Below are 16,605 nucleotides of genomic sequence, written 5' to 3' on the forward strand. Positions count from 1 at the left end.
GTTGTCGGTTCGCTCGCTTCGCTCGTTCACGCTGTCTCCTCCGGGGGTGCGTCGGTGCGGTCAGTATCACCGGCCGTCTCGGGGACGACCAGGCCGAGCAGGGTGTGGACCTCGTCGTCCAGGGTCTGGCTGACCGTCGAGCGGTCGAGCCCGGCCACCTCGACGCGGGTGCCCTCGGGGGTGTCGAGGACCCGCACCCACGCGCGGCGGCGACGGATGAACAGCGAGCCCATCAGCCCGAGGAGCCCGATCGTGATCGAGACCAGGGTCGGGGTCTTGGCCGGGGCGTCGCTGACCTGGAGCTTGACCCAGCGCTGCCAGCCGTCGAAGCGCACCGTGCCGAGCCCGTCGGGCAGCTTCACCGCGCGCCCCGGCGAGAGCACGATCTGCAGCGGCGTGCCGTCCTTGCCGAGCACGGGCTTCATCCGGCGGGTGTCGAGGTCGTAGACGGACTGCGGCAGGCCGTCGTCCAGGCCGAGGTTGCCGGCGTAGGCGCGCAGCGACAGGCCCGGGTTGAGGGCGTCGGGGAACGCCGAGAACACCCCGCGCTGCTTGGTCGCGGCGAAGGTCGGGAGGAAGAAGCCGTCGAGGCCGATCTGCTTCGGCTGGGCCTCGGGTGCCTTGACCACGCCGTACGACGCGAAGCTGGCGTCCTGCGGGAGGAAGACCGTCGGACCGGAGTAGACCTCCTTGCCGCGCCCGTCGGTGACGGTGACCACCGGGGCGTAGCCGTGGCCCACGAGGAAGACGCTCACGCCGTCGAGGACCAGCGGGTGGTTGACCTCGATCCGCTGGGTGCGCTCGGGCTCCCCCGGCGCCTCGGTGTAGGTGAGGTGCGCCGCGAACGACTCGGGCTGGCCGCGGTGGGTCCCGGAGGGGATGAACTTCACGGTGAAGTCGTCGACGGTGAAGTGCAGCGGCGGCAGCTGCTCGGGGTCCATCAGCGTGCCGGAGTCGAAGGTGTCGTACTGCGAGACCAGGTTGGTGAAGCCGCGGCCCACCGGGACGATCACGCCGCCCTTGAACCCCCACAGCTGGCCGGCGGCGAAGCACACCAGCACCGCGATCACGGAGACGTGGAAGAGCAGGTTGCCGGCCTCGCGGAGGTAGCCGCGCTCGGCCGACACGGCGTCGCCGGAGGCCACGACGCGGTAGCGCCTCCTGCGCAGCACCTCACCGGCCCGCTCCAGCACCTCGGCGCCGCTGCGGGAGGTCAGGGCGGTGGCGTGGGCGGGGAGCCGGTCCAGACGGCGGGGCGCGGCCGGCGGTCGCGCCCGGACCGCCCGGGCGTAGACGCCGAGCCGCGGCACGATGCAGCCGACGAGCGAGAGCATCAGCAGCAGGTAGATCGCGGAGAACCAGACCGAGTCGTAGACCGAGAAGAGGCCGAGCTTCTCGTAGAGCGGCGTCAGGCCCGGGTGGTCGGCCTTCCAACGGAGCACCCGGGAGGCGTCGATGTTCTGCTGCGGGACGACCGAGCCGGGCACGGAGCCGAGGGCGAGCAGCAGCAGGAGCAGGAGCGCCGTGCGCATCGAGGTGAGCTGGCGCCACCCCCAGCGGGCCAGCTCGCGCGGCGCGAGCGGCGGCGGGGCGCCGGTCGCCTCCCTCTCGGTGGTCGAGCTCGTCGAGACCATCACACGTCCACCCCGTAGCCCGAGCTCCACCCGCGCAGGTCGGCGACCAGGACGTCCCACCAGCCGGTGAGCAGCAGCAGGCCCACCACGACGAGCATCGCGCCGCCGAGGCGGGTCACCCAGACCTGGTGGCGGCGTACCCAGCGCACGGCGCCGAGGGTGCGGCGGTAGGCCAGTCCCAGCAGGACGAACGGCAGCCCGAGCCCGAGCGAGTAGGCGACGCTGAGCAGCACGCCGCGACCGACCGTGCCCTCGCTGAGGGCCATCGACTGGACGGTGACGATCGTGGGACCGAGGCAGGGCGTCCACCCGATCGCGAACAGCAGCCCGAGCAGGGGCGCCGCGCCCAGCCCGACCGCGGGCAGCCGGTGGACGCGCACGTCGCGCTGCAGCAGCGGCAGGCCCATGAACACCAGCCCGACGGCGACCGTGACGCCGCCGAGGACCCGGGAGATCACGTCCTGGTAGTCGTAGAGCCACGCCCCCAGGGCGCCGGTGGTCATGCCGACCACGACGAACCAGGCGGTGAAGCCGAGCACGAACAGCGTCGTGCCGAGGAGCATGCGACCGCGGTGAGCGTCCTCCTCGAGGTCGGCGCCGCTGAGCCCGGTGGCGTAGGAGACGTAGCCCGGCAGCAGCGGCACCACGCAGGGCGAGAGGAAGGAGACGGTCCCGGCGGCGCCGGCGACGGCCAGCGCCACGGGCATGGTCCCCGAGGAGACCTGGTCGACGAACCAGTCCGCAGCGCTCACGCGTCCGCCCTCGGCACGGCCAGCTTCTTGCCGGTGACGTCCTCGACCACGCCGTAGACCGTCGACAGGTCGGCGGGGCCGAGGATGCGCGCGGCGACCCGGCCCTGCCGGTCGATGACCACGATCGACGGGATGCCCAGGGGCGGCAGCGTGCCGCGGAAGGCCAGCAGCGTGCGGCCGTCCTCGTCGTAGATCGAGTCGTAGGAGATGTCGAACCGGTCGAGGAAGCTGCGCACGTCGACCTTGTTGCGGTCGCGGGTGTTGATGCCCAGGAAGGTCACCCCGTCGTCAGCGAGGTCGCGCGCGGCCCGCGCCAGCCCGGGCGCCTCCTTGCGGCAGGGCCCGCACCAGGAGCCCCAGACCGGCATCACCACGACGCGGCCACGCAGGCCGGCCAGGGAGACCTGCTTGCCGTCCACGGTCTGCCCCGCGACCTCGGCCGCGGGCGGCTCGCGCTCGGTGGTGTCGAGCACCTTGACCGAGAGGTCGGGGGTGACGAACCCGTCGTTGCCGCTGCGCAGCTCCTCCTTGCAGCCGGTCAGCAGCAGGAGCGCGGCCACGAGGGGCGCGACGGCTCGGAGGACCCTCACGCCGGCGTGTTCTCCTCGGGGGCGCCGCCGGTCGAGAACGGCGACCTGCGGTCCTTGAGCGGGATGAGGTCGCCGGCCGGCTCGCTGTAGGTCAGGCGCACGAGGTCCTGCCCCTCGAACTCCAGCGAGGTCAGGCTGCACAGCGTGCACTGCCGGCGGCGGGGGTCGTGCAGGAACGAGCGGTTCTCCACGTGCAGGCGCGTGATCCAGATCGGCAGCTGGTGGGAGACGATGAGGGCCTCGTGGCCCTCGGCGTCGCGGCGGGCGTCGTGCACCGCGGCCATCATCCGGTCGACGACCTGGCGGTAGGGCTCGCCCCACGACGGCTTGAACGGGTTCCAGAGGTACTTCCAGTAGCGCGGCTTGCGCAGGATGCGGTCGCCCTGCCCGAACGGCTGGCCCTCGAAGACGTTGGAGGACTCGATCACCCGCTCGTCGGTCTCGATCTCCAGCCCCAGGGCCCGGGCCGTGGGGTCGGCGGTCTCCCGGGTGCGCTCGAGCGGCGAGGTGCGGATCAGGGTGACGTCGCGCGTCCCGAGCGTCTCCGCGACGCGCTCGGCCATCTCGACGCCGCGCGGGGTCAGGTGGTAGCCGTCGCTGCGACCGTAGAGGATGCCCTGCGGGTTGTTGACCTCACCGTGGCGCAGCAGGTGGACGACGGTCTTCATCTGGCTCCTTCGCGTCAGGACGGGTCGGGTACGGCGGCCGCCGCGCGGGCCGCGGCGGGCAGGGCGGTGAGGACCCGGTCGACGGCGGCGTCGTCGTGGGCCGCCGAGAGGAACCACACCTCGAACGCGCTCGGCGGGAGGTGCACACCCTGCTCGAGCATCGAGTGGAAGAACGCGGCGAACCGGTCGGTCCGCTGGGCGGACGCGCCGGCGAAGTCGCGCACCGCGTCGACCCCGTCAGCCTCGGTGAAGAACACGCTGAACATGGTGCCGTCGGTCTGGACCAGGTGGGGCACCCCGGCAGCCGACAGCGCCTCGCCCACCCCGGCACGGATCGCCTCGCCGGCGCGGTGGAGGTGGGCGTAGACCTCGTCGGTGGCGAGCCGCAGCGTGGTGAGGCCGGCGGTGGCCGCGACCGGGTTCCCCGACAGGGTGCCGGCCTGGTAGACCGAGCCGGTCGGCGCCAGCGCCGCCATGACGTCGGCCCTCCCGCCGAACGCGGCCGCCGGGAAGCCACCGCCCATCACCTTGCCGAAGGTGAGCAGGTCGGGTCGCCAGCCCTCGAGCTCGCCGTCCAGGCCCCACCGGCCGTGGGCGTGGGTGCGGAAGCCGGTCATCACCTCGTCGGAGACGAACAGCGCCCCGTGGGCGGCACAGGTCTCGGAGAGGAACCGGTTGAACCCGGGCTCGGGAGCGACCATCCCCATGTTGCCGGGGGCGGCCTCGGTGATCAGGCACGCGATGCGGTCGCCGTGCTCGGCGAACGCCGCGGCGACGGCGTCGCGGTCGTTGTAGGGCAGCACGAGCGTGTGGGCGGTGAAGTCGGCCGGGACACCGGGGGTCCCGGGGACGGCGAAGGTGGCCAGCCCCGACCCGGCCGAGGCCAGGAGGGAGTCGACGTGGCCGTGGTAGCAGCCGGCGAACTTCACCACGAGGTCGCGACCGGTGAACCCGCGCGCGAGCCGGATCGCCGACATCGTCGCCTCGGTGCCCGAGGACACCAGCCGCACCTGCTCGACCGGGGCCCGCTCGACCAGCGCGGTGGCGAGGTCCACCTCGGCCGGCGTCGGGGTGCCGTACGACGTGCCGCGGGCGACCGCCCCGCTGACCGCCGCGACCACCTCGGGGTGGGCGTGGCCCAGGATCATCGGCCCCCACGAGCAGATCAGGTCGACGTACTCCTGCCCGTCCACGTCGTAGAGGTAGGGGCCCGAGGCGCGGGTGATGAAGCGGGGCGTGCCCCCGACGGCGTTGAAGGCGCGCACGGGTGAGTTGACCCCGCCCGGAGTCACCTGGCGGGCGCGCTCGAACAGCGCGGCGGAAGCGGGGGTGGGGACGGGCACCGGGCCATTGTCCCCGACCGGACCCAGGCCCGAGGAGGGCGGCCGGGCGAGGTGTGACGCACCTGTCACCAGGGCACTCTCAAGGTGTGAACGGCACCACAGCGGACTAGCCCGCTCGGCCGTAGGTTTGGGACCTTGGTCGGCCGTCCATGATAAATCACACACCGAAGGTCCTAGGACCCTAGGCTTGGTTGCGGAGAGCTGTGCCCTCCGACTCAGGGGGCCTCTCACAGGGGATGAAAAACAGGCTCGCGCCGTAACCGAGAGGCGCTCGGATCGTTGAGAGGCTGTTCGAGGGAGAGAGACACCGGCTGCGGCAACCGCACCCGGCGACAAGGGAGTTAGGCACACATGAACCACCGCATGACCAGATGGCAGAAGGCGACTGCCCTTGTCCCCCTGGCCCTGCTGTCCGGCGCATGGACCGCGAGCCTCGCGGTGTCCAGCGCGACCGCCGACGACGGCGAGGCCTCGGCCAAGCTGCCCGATGGCAGCACCGTCCCGAGCAAGGCGATCGAGGACCCCGCCAGCGTGTCGGCCCCCGGCCAGATCGCGCCGGGCATCCCCACCGGCGGCGCCGACAAGGTCCTGTCCAGCGCCTCAGCGAACGGCATTCCCGCGGCCGCGCTCGCGGCCTACCAGCGCGCCGCGCAGGTGATCGACAGCGCCGACCCGTCCTGCCACATCGAGTGGCCCCTCATCGGCGCCATCGGCCGGGTGGAGTCCAACCACGGCACCTACGGCGGCAACACGCTCAGCGACCAGGGCGTGTCCACCCCCGGCATCATCGGCATCGCGCTCAACGGCTCCAACGGCACGCAGCGCGTCGCGGACACCGACGCCGGCGAGTTCGACCGGGACAAGACCTTCGACCGCGCGGTCGGCCCGATGCAGTTCATCCCCTCGACCTGGCGGGTCGTCGGCGTGGACGGCGACGGCGACGGCAAGCGCAACCCGCAGGACATCGACGACGCCGCCCTGGCGACCGCGGTCTACCTCTGCTCCGGCGACGAGAACCTCGGCAAGCGGGCCGGGCAGGAGTCGGCGGTCTACCGCTACAACCACAGCCAGGACTACGTGAACCTCGTCCTGTCCATCGCCGACGCCTACGCCTCCGGCGACTACAGCGCCACCCCCAACGGCTCCACGTCGAGCACCACCTTCACCCCGTCCTACGGCGACTCGGTCTTCGGCGGCGCCAGGAGCGGCACCCGCGGCTACAAGGGCGCGCGTGCGCCCAAGGCGCAGCAGGCCCAGACCCAGCAGCCGACGACCGGCACCGGCTCGGGCTCCACCACCACCGGAGGCGGCACCACCACCACCAGCGGCGGCGGCAGCAACCCCGTCACCGGTGGCGGCGGCACCAGCAGCACCACCAGCGACCCGGGCAAGGTCGTGCAGGACACCACCAAGTCGGTGACCGGCACGGTCACCAACACCGTGACCCCGCTGCAGAAGGCCACCGAGTGGTGCCAGTCCAACTACAGCGCGGCCAAGCTCGACGCGATGGGCGGCGTCACCAAGTGCGCCAACGCCTACCTCGACGGCGGGGCCGCAGCGGTCAACAACCTGCTCACGAGCCTCACCGACACCGTCGGTGGCGCGACCGGCGGCCTCCTCGGCAACTGACCCGGCGTCCACGCAGCACCACCGAAGAAGCCCCGGACCACCCGGTCCGGGGCTTCTTCGCGGTGCCGGGGGCGTGGGGTCAGAACCCCTCGCGCAGCCACGGGGCGGCCTCGGCCGCCCAGTAGGTCAGGACGACGTCGGCGCCCGCGCGCCGGATGCTGGTGAGCGTCTCCAGGATGGCTGCCCGGCGGTCGATCCAGCCGTTGGCCGCGGCCGCCTCGACCATCGCGAGCTCGCCGGAGATGTTGTACGCCGCCACGGGCACGTCCACCGCGTCGCGCACCTCGCGCAGCACGTCGAGGTAGGCCAGCGCCGGCTTCACCATGACCAGGTCGGCGCCCTCGGCGATGTCGAGCAGCGCCTCGCGGACGCCCTCGACCCGGTTGCGCGGGTCCTGCTGGTAGGTCCGCCGGTCGCCCTGCAGGCTCGAGTCGACGGCCTCGCGGAAGGGCCCGAAGAAGGCCGAGGCGTACTTCGCCGAGTAGGCCAGCACCGCCACGTCCTGGTGCCCGGCACCGTCGAGGGCCTGCCGGACCACGGCGACCTGGCCGTCCATCATGCCGCTGGGGCCGACCACCTGCACGCCAGCCTCGGCCTGCGCGACGGCCATGTCGGCGTACACCTCGAGCGTGGCGTCGTTGTCGACCGACCCGTCGGCGGCGAGCACACCGCAGTGGCCGTGGTCGGTGAACTCGTCGAGGCACAGGTCGGCCATCGCCGGCAGGGCGTCACCGACCTCGGCGACGACGTCGCGGATCGCGACGTTGAGGATGCCGTCGGGGTCGAGCGCACCCGACCCGACCGCGTCCTTGTCCTCCGGCACCCCGAAGAGCATGATCCCGCCGAGCCCCAGCTCGGCCGCCTCCGCGGCCGCGGCCCGCAGCGAGTCGCGGGAGTGCTGGACGACCCCCGGCATCGAGGTGATCGGCCGCGGCTCGTCGAGCCCTTCGCGCACGAACACCGGCAGCACGAGCTGGCGCGGCGCGAGCGTGGTCTCCGCGACCAGCTCGCGCAGCGCCGACGTCCGCCGCAGCCTGCGCGGGCGTACGACGGGCCGCTCGAGGCCCCCGGGCATGCTCACGTCGCTCACCCCTCGACCCTACGGCCCGGTCGGTTTCCCTCGGCCCGGACTCACTTCTTGCGGGCCGAGGTCCTGCGGTCCGACGGCTTGGTGACCGGGAGGCCCGCCTCGAGCTGCTCGGCGCGGCGGGCGTAGCCCAGCGCGGCGAGGGCGTCGGCGAGGTGCTCCGCGGACGGCTCGGTGGCCATCGCGTCGACCCGCAGGCCGTGCTCCTCGGCGGTCTTGGCCGTCTGGGGACCGATCACCGCGATCACCGTCGACGGGTGGGGCTTGCCGGCGATGCCGACCAGGTTGCGCACCGTCGAGGACGAGGTGAACACGACCGCGTCGAACTTGCCGGACTTGATCGCCTCGCGCACCGGCGCCGGCGGCGGGGCGGCCCGGACCGTGCGGTAGGCCGTCACGTCGTCGACCTCCCAGCCGAGCTCGACCAGGCCGGCGGCGAGGGTCTCGGTGGCGATGTCGGCGCGGGGCAGGAAGACCCGGTCGATCATGTCGAGCTGCTCGTCGTAGGCCGGCCAGTCCTCGAGCATGCCGCGGGCGGACTGCTCGCCGGTGGGCACGAGGTCGGCGCGCAGGCCCCAGTCGGCCAGGGTGGCGGCGGTCTTGTCGCCGACCGCGGCGACCGAGAGCCCGGAGAAGGCCCGGGCGTCGAGGCCGTACTCGTCGAACTTCTCGCGGACCGCGCGCACGGCGTTGGCCGAGGTGAACGCGACCCACTTGTAGCGGCCCTCGACGAGGCCGCGGATCGCCTTGTCCATCTGCTGCGGGTTGCGCGGCGGCTCGACGGAGATCGTCGGGACCTCCTCGGGCGTCGCGCCGTAGGAGCGCAGGCGCTCCGAGAGCGACCCTGCCTGCTCCTTGGTGCGCGGCACCAGGACGCGCCAGCCGAACAGGGGCTTGGTCTCGAACCACGACAGCGCCTCGCGCATGGCCACCACCTCACCGACGACGGTGATCGCAGGCTCGCACAGCTGCGCGGCCTCCGCCTCCGCGGCGATCTCGCCGAGCGTCGAGACCAGGGTGGTCTGCTCGGTGGAGGTGCCGGTGCAGGTGATCGCGACCGGGGTGTCCGCGGAGCGGCCGGCCTCGACCAGGCAGGTGGCGATCTTGTCGATGCCCTCCAGGGCGTGCAGCAGGACGAGCGTCTTGTCGTCGGCGTACCACTCCCAGTCGATCTTGGACGAGGCGCACGAGACGACCGCGAGCTCCTGGGCGGAGCGCGTGGTCAGCGGGATGCCGGCGTACGTCGGGACGGCGAGCGCGGCGGAGACGCCCGGCACGATCTCGAAGGAGAGGCCGGCCTTGACGCAGCCCTGGGCCTCCTCGGGACCGGCGGCGTAGACGAACGGGTCGCCCTCGAGCAGCCGGACCACGCGGCGACCGGTCTTGGCGTGGCGGACCACGACCTTGGTCCGGGCCGAGGGCGGCAGCGAGTGGCCGTCCGGGCCGAAGCCGACCTCGACGACCTCGGGGGCGCCGGGGGCCGGCACCTCGTTGTCGCTGCCGTCCGCGGCCGGGACGGTCAGCGACGGGAGCCCGAGGACCGCGCGGACGAGCTCGCGCTGGCGGGGCGTCTCGGCCACGACGATGTCCGCCTGGCGGATGAGCGAGGCGGCGCGGACGGTCAGCAGGTCGGGGTCGCCGGGTCCCGTGCCGACGAACGCCACGTGGCCGGCCGGGAGGGCGGGCAGGGCGGAAGCGGTCTCACGGGTCTGCTTGGCGGTGTTGCTCACGGTGTGTGCCTTCTGGTGCCTGGTGTGTGTGCGTTCGTGCGGGGGCGGGACTGGGGTCAGGGTTCGTGCTCCGGTGTCGCCGAGGGCGGCGGCATCAGCTCCGCGGCCCCGTCCTCGAGCATCTGCCGGGCCAGGTCGTGGCCCAGCTGCGCGGCGGCGGAGACCGGGCCGCTGGCGGACTGCCGGACGGTGAGCGCCCCGTCGAGCGAGAGCACCACGGCCCGCAGCCACAGCTCCTCGCCGTCCTCGCCCTCGACCACCTCGGCCAGGGCTCCGACGGGGGCGCTGCAGCCCGCCTCGAGGGTGGACAGCAGGCTCCGCTCGGCGGTCACGGCCGCGCGGGTGGCGGGGTCGTCCAGCGCGGCGCCGACCGCGGCGCACGTCTCGGGGTCGGCGGTGCGGCACTCGACGGCCAGCGCGCCCTGGCCGGGGGCGGGGAGCATCTGGAGCGGGTCGAGGCTCTCGGTGACCGCCTCGAGGCGGCCGATGCGCGCCAGTCCGGCCCGGGCCAGGACGACGGCGTCGAGGTGGCCGTCGGTGACCTTGCGCAGGCGGGTGTCGACGTTGCCCCGGATCGCCCGGACGTCGAGGCCGAGCCCGAGCGCGTGCAGCTGCGCGGCACGGCGGGGCGACCCGGTGCCGATGCTGCTGCCGACGGGCAGCTCGCCCAGGGTGAGCCCGTCCCGGGCCGACACGGCGTCGCGCGGGTCCTCACGGGGGGGTACGGCGACCAGGGAGATCCCCTCGGCCGGCGCCGTCGGCAGGTCCTTGAGCGAGTGGACGGCGACGTCCACCCGGCCCTCGAGCAGCGCCTGGCGCAGCGCGCCGACGAAGACGCCGACCCCGCCGAACGAGGCGAGCGGGGCGCGGTTGACGTCGCCCTCGGTGGTCACGTCGACGAGCTCGACCTCACGGCCGAGCCGTTCGCGGAGGAGGTCGGCGACCTGCCCGGACTGGGTCCGGGCGAGCAGGGAGGCGCGGGTGCCCACGCGCAGTGCGGTCATGACAGGCCCCCCTCGGGATCGGTCTCGGCGGCTCGGGCCGCCTCGGCGGACGTGACGGCCTCCACGGCCTGGGGGTCGAGCGCGAACAGCTCGGCCAGGGCCTCGGCGTAGGACACGACCCCGGCGCGGCTGGCCAGCTCCTTGACCCGCACGGTCGGCTGGTGCAGCAGCTTCTGGGCGACCCGGCGCAGGGCCTGCTCGACCTCGGTGCGCACGACCGGGTCCAGACCCGAGAGCCGGCCGTCGAGACGGGTCAGCTCGGCGTCGACCACGTCGGTGGCCATCGAGCGCAGGGCGACCACGGTCGGGGTCACCGACGCCACGCGACGGGCGTCGAGGAAGGCCCGGATCTCCTCGGAGACGATGCGGCGCACGCCGATCACGTCGACCATCCCGGCCCCCGCCTCGGTGTCGTCACCGAGCTCCTCGGCCAGCCGGCGCAGCCCGATCAGCCGCACCCCGGGCAGGTCGCCCACCGCGGGGTCGACGTCGTGGGGCAGCGCGAGGTCGACCACTGCCCGGCGTACGCCGTCGGAGGCTCGCCAGGCCTGCTCGAGCACGGAGGCGTCGATGACGGTGCCGACGGCTCCGGTGCAGGACAGCAGGAGGTCGGCCTGCGCGACCTCGGCCGCGAGCGCCGAGACCGGCGCCGAACGCGCGCCGTGGGCAGCGGCGAGCCGGGCGCCCTTGTCCTCGGTGCGGTTGAGCACGACGACGTCACGCACGCCGGCGCGAATGAGGGTCGCGACGGCCAGGCCGGCCATCGAGCCTGCCCCCACGACGACGGCGCGGCGGCCCTCGAGGCCGCCCAGCCACTCCCCTGCGCGGTCCAGCGAGACCGAGACCAGGGACGGGGCCGCGTGGTCGATGTCGGTCTCGGTGTGGGTGCGCTTGGCCACGCGCAGCGCCTGCTGGAACGCCGCGTTGAGCGCCGGGCCGACGGTGCCGAGCTCCTGGCCGAGCCGGAGGGACTCGCGCGCCTGGGAGAGGATCTGGCCCTCGCCCACGACCATGGAGTCCAGCCCGGCCGCGACGTGGAACAGGTGCGAGACCGCACCGTCGTCGTAGTGCACGTAGAGGTGCGGCACGACCTCGTCGGTGGCCTCGCCGGACAGGTCGCACAGCGCCTGGCAGATCGCCTCCACGCTGCCGTGGAAGCGGTCGACCTCGGTGTAGATCTCGACCCGGTTGCAGGTCGCCAGCACGGTGCTCTCGCGCACGTGGTCGACGGTCTGCACGGCCTGGACGAGCTTCTCGACCTGGTCACCGTCGAGCGCGAGCCGCTCCAGCAGCTCGACCGGCGCGGAGTGGTGGGACACACCCACGACGAGGATGCTCATGCCGCCCCCCTCATGCCCCGACCGCCTTGCGCTGCTCGTGGTAGGCGAGGATCTGCAGCTCGATGGACAGGTCGACCTTGCGGACGTCGACGCCGTCGGGCACCGAGAGCACGACCGGGGCGAAGTTGAGGATGCTGGTGACGCCGGCCGCCACGAGCCGGTCGCAGACCGGCTGTGCGGCCGAGGCGGGCGTGGCGATGACGCCGATCGCCACCGACTCGGCGGCGACGACCTCCTCCAGCCGGTCGAGGGGGACGACGGCCAGGTCGCCCACGCTCTCCGACCACCGGTCGGGGTCGCTGTCGAGCAGGGCCACGATGCGGAAGCCGCGCGAGGTGAATCCGGCGTAGTTGGCCAGCGCGTGACCCAGGTTGCCGATGCCCACGATGACGACGGCGAGGTCCTGGGTGACCCCGATCTCACGGGCGATCTGGTAGCGGAGGTACTCCACGTCGTAGCCGACCCCGCGGGTGCCGTAGGAACCGAGGTAGGACAGGTCCTTGCGGAGCTTGGCGCTGTTGACGCCCGCCGCGCCGGCGAGCTCCTCGCTCGAGCAGGTCGCGATGCCGCGCTCGGCGAGGGCGACCAGGGCGCGCAGGTAGACCGGGAGCCGGGCGACCGTGGCCTCGGGGATGCCGCGCGCCGGGTGGGCCGGACGACCGGGGGCGACGGCACGCGCTGCGTGCTCGACCCCGGTGCTGCGGTCGCGGGTGGCGCTCACGGTCCTCCTGCAGCGACGTCCGGTGCGCAGCCCGAACGACGGCTCGCTGACAGCTCGCTGGTGACTGGGTGGGGCCGGGGACGGGCGCCCGGTGCTGGGGCGCGGGATCGGCCGACAGCCACTGTAGGAGTTTGTGAACGTGAGAACAAAACGAGCATCGGCCCGGGTGACCGGGGTCACACGGGGCGGCCGGGTTCGCGGGGCTCAGCGCGTCAGGGCGCGCCGCAGGCGGTCCTCGGAGACCCAGTGGACCTCGAGCTGCTCGCCGTCGACGAACGTCACCGGGATCTCGATCTGGAAGCGGCGCAGCAGGTCGTCGGAGGTGGTGATGTCGACCTCCTCGTAGGACTCGCCGAGGTCGGCGCACACGCGCTCGACGACCACCCGGGCGTCGTCGCACAGGTGGCAACCGGGACGGGAGTAGAGCGTGACCCGCGCGCTCCGGTCGCTCACTCGATCAGCCCGAGCCGCTCGCGGCGGAGGGTCGCGCGCAGGCGCCCCTTGGCGACCTTGCCGGTGACGGTGCGCGGCAGCGCCTCCACGACCTCGACCCGGGTCGGCTGCTTGAAGCGGGCCAGGCGCCGGGCGCACGCCTCCTCGACGGCGGCCCGCACCTGGTCGGGGTCGGCGGCCGGGTCGACGGGCCGGACGTAGGCGACGACGGCCTCGCCGGTGCGCTCGTCGGGCACCCCGACGACGGCGACCTCACGGACGCCCTCGACCTCCTCGATCACGTCCTCGACCTCGCTGGGGTAGACGTTGAACCCCGAGACGATGACCAGCTCCTTGAGCCGGTCGACCAGGAAGAGGTCGCCGTCACCGTCGAGGAAGCCGACGTCGCCGGTCGCGAGCCAGCCCTCCACGGGCGCCTCGGCACGGTCGGGCCAGTAGCCGCTGAACAGGTTGTCGCCCGACACCCAGATCTCGCCGGGGTCCTCCCCCTCGGGCGCGCGGCCGGTCTCGTCGACCAGCCGCAGCGAGACCCCGGGGATCGCGACGCCGACGGACCCGCGCTTGACCCGGGGGCTCCCGATCGTCGAGGTCACGACCGGAGCGGCCTCGGTCAGGCCGTAGCCCTGGTGCACCGCGACGCCCGTGCGGTCGACGAACTCCTCGACCAGCTCGGGCGCGAGCGGGGCGGAGCCGGAGAGCAGCATCCGGACACCGGAGAGGCGTGCGCGCAGGTCCTCCACGGTGCGCCAGTAGGCCAGCACCGCGGGCGCGATCGGCACGATCGTCACGCCGTGCCGCTGCACCTGCTCGAGCGAGCGCTCGGCGTCGAAGCCGTCGACCACGACGAGCCGGGCCGCCTGGCGCACGACCGCGCCGAGGACCGCGTTGAGGCCGTAGACGTGGAACAGCGGCAGGACGCCGTAGAGCACGTCGTCGGGGCCCACCATGGCCGGCTCGATCCGCGCGACCTGCTCGACGTTGGCCAGCAGCGCGCGGTGGGTCAGCATCGCCGCGCGGGGCCGGCCCGAGGCCCCGGAGGTGTAGAGCAGCACGGCCAGCGCCTCGGGGTCGACCGACTCGGGCAGGACGGTCGGCTCGCCGGACTCCAGGTCGGCGTAGGCCGCCTCGCCCTCGCGCACCGGCACGTCGAGGACGAGCAGGCGGGGCGCGGCCCGCAGGGTGCTGGTCGGGGGTCGCTCGGGCGAGGCCGCGAGGGCCTCCTGCACGCCGGAGACCACCGAGCGGCCGGACTCGGCGGTGGAGGCGTCGACGACCAGCAGCCGGGCGCCGCTGTCCGAGACCACCCGGAGCAGCTCACCGGTGGCCGAGCGCGGGTTGACGGGTACGGCGACCAGGCGCGCGCGCAGCACCGCGAAGTAGAGCGCCACGAACTCGACCCGGTTGGCCGTGGCGAGGGCGACCCGGTTGCCGGCGACCAGCCCGAGACGCTCGAGCCCCGAGGCCAGCCGGGAGGCCAGGTCGTCGAGCTCGCGCCAGGTGAGCGAGACCTCGCGGTCAGGACCCTCCACGCCGACCAGGGCGACCGTGTCCGGGCTCGTCGCGCTCGCACGCGAGAGCAGGTCGGCCAGGTTGGCGGTCACGTCGGCGAGTCTTGCACACCGCCTCGGGCCGGCTTCACCCCTCCGCAGCGGCTCGGGGCCACCACTAGTCTGGGCGCGTGAGCGCGGAGAACGGCAGCGGACCCCCGGCCCAGGGCCGGCCGTCGCTGACCTCGGGGACGCCTCGCCGGGCCCGCACCACGCCCCGCCGCGACCTCAAGGTGCGCTCCAAGCTCGCCGGCGAGGCCTCGAGCGCCGCCCGCGAGGTCGAGTCCTCCCTCGAGGCGCCCGCCGACCCGACCGCGGCGGCGTTCTTCGACGTCGACAACACGATCATCCAGGGCGCCTCGATCTTCCACCTGGCGCGCGGGCTCCACCGGCGCCAGTTCTTCACCACCCGCGACATCCTGGGTGCGGCCTGGAAGCAGGCCTACTTCCGCGTCGTGGGCGTCGAGGACCCCGAGCACGTCGCCGAGGCCCGCAGCTCGGCCCTGGCCTTCATCAAGGGCCACCGGGTCGAGGAGCTGGTCGCGATCGGCGAGGAGATCTTCGACGAGACCATGGCCGAGCGGATCTGGCCCGGCACGCGCGCCCTGGCCCAGATGCACCTCGACCAGGGCCAGCGGGTGTGGCTGGTGACCGCCGCTCCGGTCGAGATCGCCACGACCATCGCCGGGCGGCTGGGGCTCACCGGCGCCCTGGGCACCGTGGCCGAGCACGTCGACGGGGTCTACACCGGCGCCCTGGTGGGCGACCTCCTCCACGGGCCCGCCAAGGCCGAGGCCGTGCTGGGGCTCGCGGAGGCCGAGGGGCTCGACCTGGACCGCTGTGCGGCGTACTCCGACTCCTACAACGACGTCCCGATGCTGAGCCTGGTCGGCGACCCGTGCGTGATCAACCCCGACGCCAAGCTGCGCGACCACGCGCGCGAGCAGGGCTGGCGCATCCGGGACTACCGGACCGGCCGCAAGGCCGCCCGCGTCGGCCTGTTCGGCGCGGCGGTGACCGGCGCGGTGACCGGCACCGTGGCCGCCGGACTGGCGCTGCGGCGCCGCCAGAGCGGCCTCGGCCCCTTCTGAGCGGTCCCGACGGACGGGGCGGTCGGGCCCGTAACTTTGCCGAGACCGGGTGTCCACGTGGTCAATTCGGTCTATCATTCCGGGACAGGTCGGGCACGGGGGCTGCGACTTCCACGCACTCCGCCCCTCGACCGGGAGATGGCTGGCTGGGGAGCCGGCAGGGGAGAGTCATGGAGAAGCGTCGCTACGACCTCGCTGAGGGCATGGACGCGCTGCGCCGTGCCGTCGCCGAGGTGCTGCGCGCCGACCTCGCCGGCCTGGCCCCCCGTCTCGCCCCCGCAGGCGCGCCCCCGCTCGCCGCGCTCCCGGCCTCGCGCCGCTCGCCGTGGCTGCTGGCCGAGGCCGCCGCCCTGCACGAGGTCGCCCCCGACCCCGCCGGCGGGCCCGGCGACAGCCAGCACGCCGTGTCCTCGGTCGAGGACGAGGCCGAGGCCAGCCGGCTGATCGCCCTGGTCGAACTGGCCCGCGGAGGCGACACCGAGGCGTTCGGGCTGCTCTACGACCACTACCACCCGCAGGTCTACCGCTTCCTCTACTACCGCGTGGGCTCGCAGGCGCTGGCCGAGGACCTGACCTCCGACACCTTCTTCCGCGCGCTGCGGAGCATGAGCTCGTTCCGGTGGCAGGGCAAGGACTTCGGCGCGTGGCTGATGACGATCGCCCGCAACCTGACCACCGACCACTACAAGTCGGGCCGCAACCGCCTCGAGATGACCACCGAGGACATGAGCCCGCACGACTCGGTGACCGACGGCCCGGAGACCGCGGTGCTGGCGTCGCTGACCAACGAGGCCCTGATGGAGGCGCTGCGGCAGCTGCCCAGCGAGCAGCAGGAGTGCCTGGTGATGCGGTTCCTCCAGGGCATGTCGATCGCCGAGACGGCCCAGGTGATGGGTCGCTCCGACGGCGCGATCAAGCAGCTGCAGCTCCGCGCGGTGCGCAACCTGGCCAAGCTGATGCCGGAGGGCCTGCGATGACGATCCTCGGTCGAGACGTGAGCATGATTCGGATTCATG

The 16,605-nt window shown here is 73.6% G+C and carries 15 protein-coding genes; 3 read left to right on the forward strand and 12 right to left on the reverse strand.

Annotated features, from left to right (window positions below):
- Positions 1–26: 26 nt before the first annotated feature.
- The 5 genes from resB to hemL are packed head-to-tail and all read right to left on the reverse strand — an operon-like array spanning position 27 to position 4,987.
- The gene (gene resB / locus J2S63_RS06340) at positions 27–1,634 is read right to left on the reverse strand and encodes a cytochrome c biogenesis protein ResB (RefSeq protein WP_310300061.1); all 1,608 of its coding nucleotides are present in this window, start codon (positions 1,632–1,634) and stop codon (positions 27–29) included.
- Entirely contained in the window at positions 1,634–2,386 is a 753-nt protein-coding gene (locus J2S63_RS06345) for a cytochrome c biogenesis CcdA family protein (protein WP_310300064.1), read from the reverse strand. The genes resB and J2S63_RS06345 overlap by 1 nt, the downstream gene beginning before the upstream one ends.
- Complete coding sequence (locus J2S63_RS06350; RefSeq protein WP_310300067.1) at positions 2,383–2,976, reverse strand: TlpA disulfide reductase family protein; 594 nt, start codon at positions 2,974–2,976, stop codon at positions 2,383–2,385. The genes J2S63_RS06345 and J2S63_RS06350 overlap by 4 nt, the downstream gene beginning before the upstream one ends.
- Positions 2,973–3,644 (reverse strand): histidine phosphatase family protein, encoded by a 672-nt coding sequence (locus J2S63_RS06355; RefSeq protein ID WP_310300070.1) that lies wholly within the window; start codon positions 3,642–3,644, stop codon positions 2,973–2,975. Before J2S63_RS06355 ends, J2S63_RS06350 begins: the two co-directional genes overlap by 4 nt.
- Before the next feature lie 14 nt (positions 3,645–3,658).
- Complete coding sequence (gene hemL / locus J2S63_RS06360; RefSeq protein WP_310300073.1) at positions 3,659–4,987, reverse strand: glutamate-1-semialdehyde 2,1-aminomutase; 1,329 nt, start codon at positions 4,985–4,987, stop codon at positions 3,659–3,661.
- Between the two features lie 363 nt (positions 4,988–5,350).
- Between hemL and J2S63_RS06365 the strand changes: the two genes are divergently transcribed.
- Positions 5,351–6,616 carry a lytic murein transglycosylase gene (locus J2S63_RS06365; RefSeq protein ID WP_310300075.1) on the forward strand — a complete coding sequence of 422 codons (1,266 nt, stop codon included), beginning with the start codon at positions 5,351–5,353 and terminating at the stop codon, positions 6,614–6,616.
- A gap of 79 nt (positions 6,617–6,695) precedes the next feature.
- On the opposite strand, the gene hemB is transcribed toward J2S63_RS06365, so the two are convergent.
- The 7 genes from hemB to J2S63_RS06400 all read right to left on the reverse strand — a co-directional run bounded on the left by hemB (position 6,696) and on the right by J2S63_RS06400 (position 14,552).
- On the reverse strand, positions 6,696–7,691 hold the full coding sequence (gene hemB, locus J2S63_RS06370; protein WP_310306615.1) for a porphobilinogen synthase: 996 nt from the start codon (positions 7,689–7,691) through the stop codon (positions 6,696–6,698).
- A 56-nt stretch (positions 7,692–7,747) separates the two neighbouring features.
- A complete protein-coding gene (locus tag J2S63_RS06375) occupies positions 7,748–9,433 on the reverse strand; it encodes a bifunctional uroporphyrinogen-III C-methyltransferase/uroporphyrinogen-III synthase (RefSeq protein ID WP_310300078.1) in 1,686 nt (561 codons plus the stop codon).
- A gap of 56 nt (positions 9,434–9,489) precedes the next feature.
- Positions 9,490–10,437 carry a hydroxymethylbilane synthase gene (hemC, locus tag J2S63_RS06380; RefSeq protein WP_310300081.1) on the reverse strand — a complete coding sequence of 316 codons (948 nt, stop codon included), beginning with the start codon at positions 10,435–10,437 and terminating at the stop codon, positions 9,490–9,492.
- Positions 10,434–11,777, reverse strand: coding sequence for a glutamyl-tRNA reductase (locus tag J2S63_RS06385; RefSeq protein WP_310300084.1), 1,344 nt, complete (start codon positions 11,775–11,777; stop codon positions 10,434–10,436). Before J2S63_RS06385 ends, hemC begins: the two co-directional genes overlap by 4 nt.
- Before the next feature lie 10 nt (positions 11,778–11,787).
- On the reverse strand, positions 11,788–12,498 hold the full coding sequence (locus J2S63_RS06390) for a redox-sensing transcriptional repressor Rex (RefSeq protein WP_310300087.1): 711 nt from the start codon (positions 12,496–12,498) through the stop codon (positions 11,788–11,790).
- 204 nt (positions 12,499–12,702) lie between these two features.
- Complete coding sequence (locus J2S63_RS06395) at positions 12,703–12,951, reverse strand: glutaredoxin family protein (protein ID WP_310300092.1); 249 nt, start codon at positions 12,949–12,951, stop codon at positions 12,703–12,705.
- Entirely contained in the window at positions 12,948–14,552 is a 1,605-nt protein-coding gene (locus tag J2S63_RS06400; RefSeq protein WP_310300095.1) for a class I adenylate-forming enzyme family protein, read from the reverse strand. Before J2S63_RS06400 ends, J2S63_RS06395 begins: the two co-directional genes overlap by 4 nt.
- A 77-nt stretch (positions 14,553–14,629) precedes the next feature.
- Here J2S63_RS06400 and J2S63_RS06405 point away from each other — a divergent pair, with 77 nt between their 5' ends.
- On the forward strand, positions 14,630–15,589 hold the full coding sequence (locus J2S63_RS06405; protein ID WP_425573294.1) for an HAD family hydrolase: 960 nt from the start codon (positions 14,630–14,632) through the stop codon (positions 15,587–15,589).
- 170 nt (positions 15,590–15,759) lie between these two features.
- Complete coding sequence (locus J2S63_RS06410) at positions 15,760–16,566, forward strand: sigma-70 family RNA polymerase sigma factor (RefSeq protein ID WP_310300097.1); 807 nt, start codon at positions 15,760–15,762, stop codon at positions 16,564–16,566.
- Positions 16,567–16,605: the final 39 nt, after the last annotated feature.

Source organism: Nocardioides marmoribigeumensis (assembly GCF_031458325.1).
Classification (GTDB): Bacteria; Actinomycetota; Actinomycetes; order Propionibacteriales; family Nocardioidaceae; genus Marmoricola_A; species Marmoricola_A marmoribigeumensis.

Excerpts from the sequence above, each read along its gene's own strand:
- J2S63_RS06410 (WP_310300097.1), top strand. The coding sequence starts at position 15,760 with ATGGAGAAGCGTCGCTACGACCTCGCTGAGGGCATGGACGCGCTGCGC.
- J2S63_RS06365 (WP_310300075.1), top strand. The coding sequence starts at position 5,351 with ATGACCAGATGGCAGAAGGCGACTGCCCTTGTCCCCCTGGCCCTGCTG.
- J2S63_RS06355 (WP_310300070.1), bottom strand. The coding sequence starts at position 3,644 with ATGAAGACCGTCGTCCACCTGCTGCGCCACGGTGAGGTCAACAACCCG.
- resB (WP_310300061.1), bottom strand. The coding sequence starts at position 1,634 with ATGGTCTCGACGAGCTCGACCACCGAGAGGGAGGCGACCGGCGCCCCG.
- hemB (WP_310306615.1), bottom strand. The coding sequence starts at position 7,691 with ATGCCCGGGGGCCTCGAGCGGCCCGTCGTACGCCCGCGCAGGCTGCGG.
- J2S63_RS06385 (WP_310300084.1), bottom strand. The coding sequence starts at position 11,777 with ATGAGCATCCTCGTCGTGGGTGTGTCCCACCACTCCGCGCCGGTCGAG.
- hemC (WP_310300081.1), bottom strand. The coding sequence starts at position 10,437 with ATGACCGCACTGCGCGTGGGCACCCGCGCCTCCCTGCTCGCCCGGACC.